Below are 9903 nucleotides of genomic sequence, written 5' to 3' on the forward strand. Positions count from 1 at the left end.
CCGGCAGCCCAGCCGGTCTGGAAGTCGTCACGGCTGCGGTTGGTCAGACCGAAGTCGCGACCGCCGCCCGAACCGTAGGCGAAGCCGCCGGTGCCGTAGAACAGGACGCGGTCGAAGGCGTAGCCGAGGCGACCGCGGACGGTGCCGAAGTAGTCGAGGCCCGAGATGCCGGCCGGGTTGAAGACCTGCTGGGCGGCCAGCGGGCCGGTGGCCGTGAAGCGGTTCCGCTCACGACCGAAGTCGACGTACTGGGCATCGGCCTCGACACCGATCACGACACCGGAGCCCGGGGTGAACTGGTAGTTGTAGCCGATCTGACCGCCGCCGACGAAGCCGTCGTTGCTCTGGCCGTTCTGGAAGGCGACGACAGCGGTGGTGCCCGGCAGGACCAGGGTGCTGGCGCCGTTCACGCCGATGACGGTCGGCTGGTTGTTGCTGGAGGCGTCGAAGCCGTAACCAGCGTTGAAACCGGCGTAGAAGCCGGTCCAGGTGAACACCGGCACCGGCACGAACACCGGGGGCGCCGCGCGACGCGGAAGGTCAGCGGCCGAAGCGGCCGCGGTGAGGGCCGTGAAGGCCGCGAAAGACGTAAGAAGCTTTTTCATTATTTGATCCCCAGCGATATGCCCGATCGAGGGAGAACCTACTGCAGTTTCCACAGCCAAGATGTAGCGCCAGGGTCACACAGCAGAGCTGACGTGGTCGTGAGCGAACCCCGGGAAAAGTTAAGGAAAATCAGGTGGGAGGCGTCCCGTTCGCGGTCAGCACAGCGCCCACCAAGTAAAGCGAACCGCAGATCAGGATGCGTGGCGGCTGCTCGAACGCGATATCGGCCAGGCTCTCCAGGGCGGCCTCGACACTCGGCGCGGACTGCGCGTTCAGGCCGACCTCCGCCGCAATGCTCGCCACCTCGTCGGCGGGTCTGGCCGCCATCTGGCCGGCGATCGGAACCGCCACGAGCACCCGCGCCAGACCGATGAAATTGCGCAGGAACCCCTCCGCGTCCTTGGTACCCAGCAACCCGACGATGAGAACCAGCGGCACGTCGGAGCGCTCGCCGAGATCCGCCATGGCGGCGGCGAGGATGCGCCCGCCGTCGATGTTGTGGCCGCCGTCGAGCCAGAGCTCGGCGCCCGGCGGCACGAGCTCGGACAGGCGTCCCCGGTTCAGCCGCTGCAGGCGTCCGGGCCACTCGACGGAGTTCAGGCCGGCCTCGATGGCGGCGGTGCCGATATCGCCGAAGCCGGCCGCGCGTAGGGCAGCGATCGCCGTGCCCGCATTGGTGAACTGGTGCCGGCCGTTCAGGCGCGGCTTCGGCAGGTCGAACAGGTCGAGATCGTCCTGGTAGACGAGGCGCCCGCGCTCGGCATGGACCGAGAAATCCTGGTTGCCGACCCGGATCGGCATGGCCCCGGCGGCCTCGGCGAGGCGGCAGAGCGCGGAATCGGCCTCGGCGTAGTCCTGCGCGGCGATGATCGCCGGGCAGCCCTTCTTGAAGATCCCGGCCTTCTCCGTGGCCACGGCCTCGACGGTGTCGCCGAGGTACTCCGCATGGTCGCGCCCGATCGGTGTGACCACCGCGGCCGCGGGACTGTCGATCACGTTCGTCGCGTCCACCCGGCCGCCGAGGCCGACCTCCAGGAGGAGCACGTCCGCGGGCTGCTCGGAGAACAGCAGCAGGGCGGCCGCCGTGGTGATCTCGAACACCGTGATCGGCTCGCCGTCGTTGGCGGCCTCGCAGCGCGCGAAGGCATCGGCGAGCTGGTCCTCGGGCACGAAGTGGCCGCCGCCGATCGCGCCGATGCGGATGCGCTCGTGAAAGCGCACGAGGTGGGGCGAGGTGTAGACGTGGGCCGCCAGCCCCGCCGCCTCGAGGATCGCCCGCATGAAGGCGATGGTCGAGCCCTTCCCGTTGGTGCCGGCGACGTGAATCACCGGCGGAAGCTTGCGCTCGGGATGTCCGAGCCGGGCAAGCAGGCGCTCGATCCGCCCGAGCGACAGGTCGATCGTGCGCGGGTGGAGGGCGAGGAAGCGCGCCATCAGCGCGTCGGAGGAATCCATGATCGAACGTCGTGTCGCGAAGGGAAGGGAGCGGGGTGTGGCGCCTCAGACGGGCTCAGGGACCGGCGTGGCCGTCCGGGCCGGCTGCGCTCCGGGCTCCTGGTTCATGAGGAGACCGCACAGGTTGGCGATCGTGTCCTTCAGGGCGTGCCGGTGCACGACCTGATCGACCATGCCGTGGTCGCGCAGGTATTCCGCGCGCTGGAACCCGTCGGGCAGCTTCTCACGGATCGTCTGCTCGATGACGCGGGGGCCGGCAAAGCAGATCAGCGCACCGGGCTCCGCCAGATGGACGTCGCCCAGCATCGCGTAGGACGCGGTGACGCCGCCGGTGGTCGGATTGGTGAGCACCACGATGTAGGGCAGCTTGGCGGCATTGAGCCGGCGCACCGCCACGGTGGTGCGGGGCATCTGCATCAGCGACAGGATGCCCTCCTGCATGCGCGCGCCGCCCGAGGCGGAGAACAGGATGTAGGGGGTGCGCTTGTCGAGGGCGGTCTCGGCGCCGCGCACGAAGGCCTCGCCCGCCGCCATGCCGAGCGACCCGGCCATGAAGGCGAAGTCCTGCACCGCCAGCGTCATCGGCAGGCCGGAGACCCGGCCGAAGCCGACCTTGAAGGCGTCGGTCATCCCGGTCTTGGCCCGAGCGTCCTTCAGGCGGTCGACGTAGCGCTTCTCGTCGCGGAACTTGAGCGGGTCCGCGGCGACCTCCGGCAGGGGCACGTCGATCCAGGTTCCCTCGTCGAACATCATCTTGAGGCGCGCCTGGGCGCTCATCTTGAGGTGGTGCTCGGAGCCCGGAATGACCCAATGGTTGCTCTCCACCTCCTTGTGGAAGACCATCTGGCCCGTGTCGGGACATTTGACCCAGAGGTTCTCCGGGGTCTCGCGCTTGAACAAGGTCTTGATCTTGGGGCGAACGACCTCCGAGATCCAGTTCATCGGTTCAACCATCATGCGACGGCGTCCTTGTGCGGGCTCGAAGCGAGCGAGCCGAAAGGTCTCTGTAAATTGCGTCAGGCGCGGGGCGAGGAGCGAACGCCCTCGGCCAGCTCGCGGACCAGGGCGCTGACGGCCTCGACCGTCCCGCCCTTCGACGCGCCCTCTTCGTCGAGAGTCGCCCGCATGGCATCGACCAGGGCCGAGCCGACCACCACCCCGTCGGCGCCGCGGGCGATCGCGGCGGCATCCGCGCCGGTGCGCACGCCGAAGCCCACGACGATGGGCAGGTCGGTGTGGCGCCGGATCCGGCCCACGGCTTCCGCGACCCGGTCGAAGTTCGGCTTCGCCGTACCGGTGATGCCGGTGATCGAGACGTAGTAGACGAAGCCCGCCGTGTTCGCGAGAACGGCCGGCAGGCGCTTCTCGTCGGTGGTCGGCGTGGCGAGCCGGATGAAGGCGAGGCCCTTCTCCAGCGTCGGAAGGCAGAGCTCGTCGTCTTCCTCCGGCGGAAGGTCGACGATGATCAGGCCGTCGATGCCGGCCGCCAGAGCATCGTCGAGGAAACGCGCGACGCCGTAGGCATGGATGGGGTTGTAGTATCCCATCAGGATCACCGGCGTCTCGATATTCCCCGCGCGGAAGCGCCGGACGAGGTCGAGGGTCCGTACCACACCCTGCCCGTGCTTGAGCGCGCGCAGGCCGGCCGCCTGGATCGCCGGGCCGTCGGCCATGGGATCGGTGAAGGGCAGGCCGAACTCGACGATGTCGGCCCCCGCGGCCGGGAGGGCCTGCAGGACCTTCAGGGAGGTCTCGGCATCCGGGTCGCCGGCCATGACGTAGGTCACCAGGGCCGCCCGCTTCTCAACGCGGCAGCGCGCGAAGGCGGCGGCGATCCGCGCCTGACCGGGATTTGCCGAACTCGTAGCCGTCATGACACTCACGTCTCGCGTTCCTCGGAGCCGCCGGGAGCGCGGCCCGGGATCAAGCCGCCGCGCCTACACCATCGCGACCGGCCCGTGAAGCGTACGGCGCGTCGCGTCAATCCCGAAGGGGGCCGGCAACGAACCTTTAACAGCCTTTCGAAAGCCGGCCTTCAACCTCGGGCGGCATGGTCGGCCCCCGGTGGGGTCCCGACCCGCCAGGGGCTGGCTGCATGACTCTGCCGGACATCGTCCTTGTCCTTCTCCCGTCCGGTCTGGCCTTCCTGGCGGGCTGGCTTCTGCGCGCGCGCAGCCATCGGGCCAGAGTTGGCCCCCGGCCGGTCGCGCAAGAGGAGGGACGCACCGAGCATCTCGAGGACCGGATCTGGCGCCTCTCCGAGAACGAAGAGCGCTACCGCGCCTTGGTGCAGGCCACGACGGAGATCATCGTCCAACGGGATTCCCAGGGCCGGATCACCTTCGCCAACGCGGGCTTCGGCCGTCTCGTCGGGGCCGAGCCCCTGTCGCTCCTCGGCACGACCCGCCAGCCGGAGGTGCTGGAGACCGGCGAGATCGTGCGGCAGGCGGACGGCGTGCGCCGGATCGAGATGCGGCTCGCCCCGGCCACGGGGACGCCGCGCTGGTACACGTTCATCGAGATGGCGGTGCCGGGCAGCAATGGCGAGACCCAATGGCTGCGTGCCGGTGCCGACATCACCGAGCGGGTCGAATCCGCCCGCTCCCTGGACGAGGCCCTGACCCGGGCCGAAGCCGCCAACGTGGCGAAGTCGCGCTTCCTCGCCACCGTGAGCCACGAGTTCCGCACGCCGCTGAACGGGATTCTCGGCATGGCCGACCTCGTCCTCGAGACCGGGCTCGATCCGGAGCAGCGCACCTACGTCGAGGCCATCGGCACCTCGGGCAAGGCGTTGCTGACCCTGATCGACGGTATCCTCGATTTCTCACGGATCGAGGCGGGACGCCTCGACCTCGCCGCCGAGCCCTTCGATCCGGCCGAGATCGCCGAGGGCGTTGTGGAGCTGCTCGCGCCCCGCGCCCAGGACAAGGGCATCGAGATCGCCGTGGACGTTGCCGACGACGTCCCGCGCCTCGTGATCGGCGACGCGGACCGGGTCCGGCAGATCCTCGTGAACCTCGCCGGCAACGCCATCAAGTTCACGGGGACCGGTGGCGTCGGGGTGGAACTGACCCACGGGGACGGCCATCTGCGCATCGCCATTTCGGACACGGGTCCGGGCATCCCGCAGGACCGCATCCCGCGCCTGTTCGAGGAGTTCGAGCAGGGCGACGACAGTGCGAGCCGACGGCACGAGGGAACCGGGCTCGGCCTCGCCATCACGCGTCGCCTCGTCACCCGGATGGGTGGCCATGTCGAGGCGACGTCGCGCCTCGGCACGGGCAGCACCTTCACCGTCGCCCTTCCGCTCGATGTCGCCGAGGCGGGACGGGAGCGCCCGCCCGGTTTCGCGGGACGCCGGGTCCTCATCGTGGCGAGCTCGCCGTTCCAGGCGCCCTACCTCGCGCGCCGGCTGACGCGGTCCGGGGCCTCAGCCCGGGTGGTGCCGGACCTCGAGGCGGGACTCGCCGCGCTGCCGGGGGCCGCCTTCGACGCCCTCCTGGCGGATCGGACCCTCGGGGACGCCGCCGTTCGAGCCCTCGCCGGGGAGGCGCGGCGGCACGGCGTGCGCTGCTGCCTGGTGCTGCTCTCCCCCTTCGATCGACGCGACTTCGGTGCGCCGGCCGCGTCCGGTTTTGACAGTTACCTCGTGAAGCCCGTGCGCGCCCGCTCGCTGTTCGATCGCCTGCTCGCGCCGGCCCCCCCGCGGGGCGAGCGGCCGGCGACGCCGAACGAGGCCGCGCACCGGGCCGCCGTTCAGCCAGGATCGGAGGTTCTGCTTGCCCCGATCTCCGGCGGACCGCGCGTGCTCCTGGCCGAGGACAACCCGATCAACGCCCTCCTGGCCACCAAGGCCCTGCAACGCCTCGGGGCGATCGTCGTCCTCGCGCGGGACGGGGAGCAGGCGCTCGCTCGCATCCGCGAAGCCTCCGACGCGGCGCCCTTCGATCTCGCCCTCCTGGACATCCGCATGCCCGGGCTCGACGGGCTCGAGACCGCCCGACGGATTCGCGCCGGCGAGAGCGGGCCTCGCGCTTCCGCACTCCGGCTCATCGCACTCACCGCCAATGCGGGCCGCGACGACGAGCGGGAGGCCCGAGCGGCCGGCTTCGATCATTTTCTCGCCAAGCCCCTGGATCTCCGGGCCCTGCCGGACTTGCTGGCTGGTCGTGCGGCAGCCGCGTGAACGTTGACACGCCGGTCCGCCCGCGCGAACACCGCGCCATGGCCGATGACCGCATATCCGACGCGCCGACGCGCACCCACGACCGCCGCGTCGCCTGGGGCGTGGTCGCCCTCACCGCCGCGACGGTGCTGATCGGGGCCGCCGTACCGGCGCCGTCGCACCCCAGGGCGAGCGTGGCGCCGAGCGAGGACACGGCCTGTGCCGAGTGGGGCGACGGCTGCCGCGTCTGCCAGCGCGGCGAGGGGGGCATCCATTGCTCCCTGCCGGGGATCGCCTGCGTGGCGAAGGAACAGAGCTGCCTGCGCCGCGTCGGCGGCTGATCGACCGGCGGTCGGGAGGGATCCGTCCGTGAACGCCCCGGTCTTCCGCTTCGCCCCCAGCCCGAACGGCCGCCTGCATCTCGGACACGCCGCCTCCGCCCTCCTGAACGATGCCCTCGCGCGGGGCATCGGCGGCCGCCTGCTGCTGCGGATCGAGGACATCGATCCGGTCCGGTCGCGCCCGGAGCTGATCCAGGGCCTCCGTGAGGACCTCGCCTGGCTCGGCCTGCGGTTCGCGCCCCCCGAGCGCCGACAGTCGGAACATCTCGACGCGTACCGGTACCAGGTCTCTGCGCTGGCCGAGCGCGGTCTGGCCTATCCGTGCTTCTGCTCCCGCGGCGCGATCGCCGCGGTGGTGGAGGCCGACGCCGGCCGCGGCGCGCCGGTGCCCCGCGACCCCGACGGAGCGCCGCTCTATCCGGGCACCTGCCGGGCCCTGTCCGAGAGCGTCGCCGATCGGCGACGCGCCGCTGGCGAGCCGCATACCTGGCGGCTCGACACGGCCCTGGCCGCGTCACCCGGCCCGCACGTGGTGCGGACCTTCGCCGTCGCGGCGGGGGAGGGGAGGGGGGCTGTCCGCCAAATCGGCATCGAGCGGGACGAGGCCGCCGATCCGGCACGGTGGGGGGACCCCGTCATCGCCCGCCGGGACGTGCCGACGAGCTATCACCTCGCCGTCGTGATGGACGATGCCGTGCAGGGCATCACCCACGTGGTCCGAGGCGAAGACCTGCGCGCCAGCACCGACCTGCACGTCCTGCTGCAGGCCCTGATCGGGGCGCCGTCACCCCGCTACCATCACCACGCCCTGCTGCGGGACGCCTCGGGCGAGAAGCTCGCGAAATCCCGCGGCTCGCGTTCCCTCGCCGACCTGCGCGCGTCCGGCGAGAGCCCGGCGGGCATACGGGCCCGCCTCGGTTTCGCCTGAGCGGCGGCGATCAGCCCGAGAATGCAGATATGAGGGACGGGACCGTCGGGGCCGGGATCAGCGCATCGCGTCGCGCTGGGCCATGGCGGAGGCCGTGCGCGACTTCTGCATCGTGCCCTCGATCTGCTCGCGCTGGCGGGTGAACTCCGCGAGCATTCGCCCGTCGAGTTCGCGCCCGCGGGGGACGCGGATCTTCATCGGGTCGACGAAGTGCCCGTTGATGATGACCTCGTAGTGGAGGTGGGCACCCGTGGAGAGGCCGGTCGAACCGACATAGCCGATCACTTGGCCCTGGCGCACCTTGGCGCCGGCGGTGATGCCGCGGGCGAAGCGGGACATGTGATTGTAGGTCGTGACGTAGCCGTTGATGTGCTGCAATTCCACTCGGCGGCCATAGCCCGAATCCCAATCCGCCTTCAGCACCGTCGCATTGCCGGCGGCCACGATGGGCGTGCCGATCGGGTTCGCCCAGTCGACGCCGGTATGCAGCTTCGCGTAGCCGAGCACGGGGTGGCGCCGATAGCCGAAGCCCGAGCGCATGATGCCGTCGGCGATGGGCTTGCGGATGAGGAACTTCTTGAGCGACCGACCCTGCTCGTCGAGGTAGTCGATCGTCCCGTCGTCGGGGGACTGGAAGCGGAAGACCTTGCGCACCTCGCCACCCAGATTGAGCGAGGCGTAGAGCAGTTCCGGCCGTTCGGTGGAGCCCTGCGCCCCCTCGTCGTCGAAGGTATAGAAGACGTCGAGGCTGTCGCCCTGCGAGATCCGGCGCTGGAAATCGACGTCGTAGCCGAAGATCTTGACCAGGTCGTCCACGGCACCGCGGGGCAGGTCGTGCCGGGCTGCCGTCTCGTAGAGGCTCTGATACAGGCGCGGACCCGTGCCGCCGTCCTCCTCGCCGTCCTCGGAAGCGTCCGCCACCGCCGGCGCTGCCCGCGAGGGGGCGTCCTCGGTTGGCGGCGCGACGGAAACGAAGGTGCCGCGATCATTGATCGCCGCGATCCCCTCGATGCCGCTCTCGCCGTAGAGCACCACGCGGGTCACCTGACGCGGATCGCCGGGCCGTGGCCCGGGTGCGACCTGGACCCGGAACTGCTGGCCCTCGGAAAGGTCGGCCGTGCGCGTGCGCCCGCCGAGGGCGGCCACGATGCCGCGAATCTGGTCGTCGCCGGCCCGCGCCGTGTTCTTGAGGGCGGCCTCCAGCGTCTCGCCGCGCTTGAGGGCGAGGTCGCGCTCCTCGACGAGGGGCGGCTCGGAGCCGGCGCCGCTCTTGGCTAGGCTGGTGACGTTCTCCGGCACCACCAGGACGTCGATGGACTTGAAGGGCGAGCCCTCGTCGCCGAGGCGTGCGGCCGGATCGAAGCGTGACGCCGCCATACCCTGCTGCAGGGTCCGCGACAGCATGATCTGGGGCGCGATCGGGATCGCGGCCCGGCGGCCTGCCTCGGCCGAGAGGCGCCGCTCCTCCTCGATCTGCGCCGCCACGTCGTCGTCGGAGAGGGCCGGGGCGCCGGCCTCGACGTCGATCCCGGCGAGATCGCGCTTGATCACGGAGACCTCGGCGCCCGGCGCATCCGCCAGGCCCGACTCGGGCGCGCGTTCCAGGGGCTCGTCCGTGCTGAGCTTCATCGGATCGAAGCGCGGCATCTCGGTCGCGAAGACGCCCGTCGTCATCGAGAGCGCGGTCGAGACGCGCATGAAGGGCCGCACCTTGATGATCTCGCGGTCGCCGAGCCGTACCGTCACGGGCGAGCGGAAGCTCTGCTTGGCCGAGGCGATCATCAGGTTCCGCACCAGCCGGTCGCTCTTGCGGGCCACGTTGGCGGTGCCGTCGCTGAGGGCGGGCCGAACGGCGTTCGAGGCTCGCTCGGGGATCGCCGCGAAGGAGACCTCGCTCTGCAGGGAGACGTGGATCGCCGCGCCGATCAGCGCCGCGCCCGTCAGGCCGGTGAGCGCGCTGGCGCAAAGCCAGCGCAGATTGACGTCGCGCCGGTCGATCCGCGCGGCGTCGGGACCGAGGAGATCGAGGGCCGGAAGGCTGCCGTTCGGCGACCGTCCCGGCGCGCGCGCCTCCGTTGGGCCGTCCCGCTCCCCGATCTTCAGACGGCCGCGCTTCACTCTGACATTCCTGATTTGTGTATCGGCGACGCGGAGTCCCCGCGCAGGGCGCTGCGAAGCGACCGGCGACGGATGTCGTGGCCCAGCATGTCGAGATTGAGGCACGTTTCGGCGCGCCCGTCACCGGAGGAGGGGAGGGGCGCCGTGACACCCACGGGGAAGTTTTTTCGTTTCCGGCAGTTGACGGGTCTGGGAGTGATCCGTATACCCCGGTTCATCGGCGGGCGGCCAACGGGGTTGGCGGCTTGCTTTTGCATCTCCTGACGATTGGCGGGGTTTGGGCCTGGGGT

General features: G+C 70.7%; 8 protein-coding genes. 3 read left to right on the plus strand and 5 right to left on the minus strand.

Translation table 11 applies throughout. The annotated features are described in order from the left end of the window. The 4 genes from ASG63_RS18320 to trpA all read right to left on the minus strand — a co-directional run. The coding region (locus ASG63_RS18320; RefSeq protein ID WP_056219795.1) for an outer membrane protein at nt 1-605 on the minus strand (605 nt) is incomplete at its 3' end. Nucleotides 606-735: 130 nt separating this feature from the next. Further along, the gene (locus ASG63_RS18325; RefSeq protein ID WP_056219798.1) at nt 736-2061 is read right to left on the minus strand and encodes a bifunctional folylpolyglutamate synthase/dihydrofolate synthase; all 1326 of its coding nucleotides are present in this window, start codon (nt 2059-2061) and stop codon (nt 736-738) included. 45 nt (nt 2062-2106) lie between these two features. Then, nucleotides 2107-3015, minus strand: coding sequence for an acetyl-CoA carboxylase, carboxyltransferase subunit beta (gene accD, locus ASG63_RS18330; RefSeq protein WP_056219816.1), 909 nt, complete (start codon nt 3013-3015; stop codon nt 2107-2109). Between the two features lie 62 nt (nt 3016-3077). Beyond that, nucleotides 3078-3935, minus strand: a complete 858-nt coding sequence (gene trpA / locus ASG63_RS18335) for a tryptophan synthase subunit alpha (protein ID WP_056219801.1) — start codon at nt 3933-3935, stop codon at nt 3078-3080. 221 nt (nt 3936-4156) lie between these two features. Here trpA and ASG63_RS18340 point away from each other — a divergent pair, with 221 nt between their 5' ends. From ASG63_RS18340 to gluQRS, 3 genes are read left to right on the plus strand one after another with little or no spacing between them, the layout of a single operon-like run. Further along, entirely contained in the window at nt 4157-6247 is a 2091-nt protein-coding gene (locus ASG63_RS18340) for an ATP-binding protein (protein ID WP_056219805.1), read from the plus strand. Between the two features lie 38 nt (nt 6248-6285). Continuing rightward, nucleotides 6286-6567: a hypothetical protein gene (locus ASG63_RS18345; RefSeq protein WP_056219807.1), complete on the plus strand. Its 282-nt coding sequence runs from the start codon at nt 6286-6288 to the stop codon at nt 6565-6567. A gap of 28 nt (nt 6568-6595) precedes the next feature. After that, nucleotides 6596-7495, plus strand: a complete 900-nt coding sequence (gene gluQRS, locus ASG63_RS18350; RefSeq protein ID WP_056219810.1) for a tRNA glutamyl-Q(34) synthetase GluQRS — start codon at nt 6596-6598, stop codon at nt 7493-7495. Nucleotides 7496-7552: 57 nt separating this feature from the next. Here gluQRS and ASG63_RS18355 read toward each other — a convergent pair whose 3' ends face one another. After that, the gene (locus tag ASG63_RS18355; protein WP_056219813.1) at nt 7553-9613 is read right to left on the minus strand and encodes a M23 family metallopeptidase; all 2061 of its coding nucleotides are present in this window, start codon (nt 9611-9613) and stop codon (nt 7553-7555) included. Nucleotides 9614-9903: the final 290 nt, after the last annotated feature.

Source organism: Methylobacterium sp. Leaf94, from assembly GCF_001426045.1.
In the GTDB taxonomy this organism is placed as follows: domain Bacteria; phylum Pseudomonadota; class Alphaproteobacteria; order Rhizobiales; family Beijerinckiaceae; genus Methylobacterium.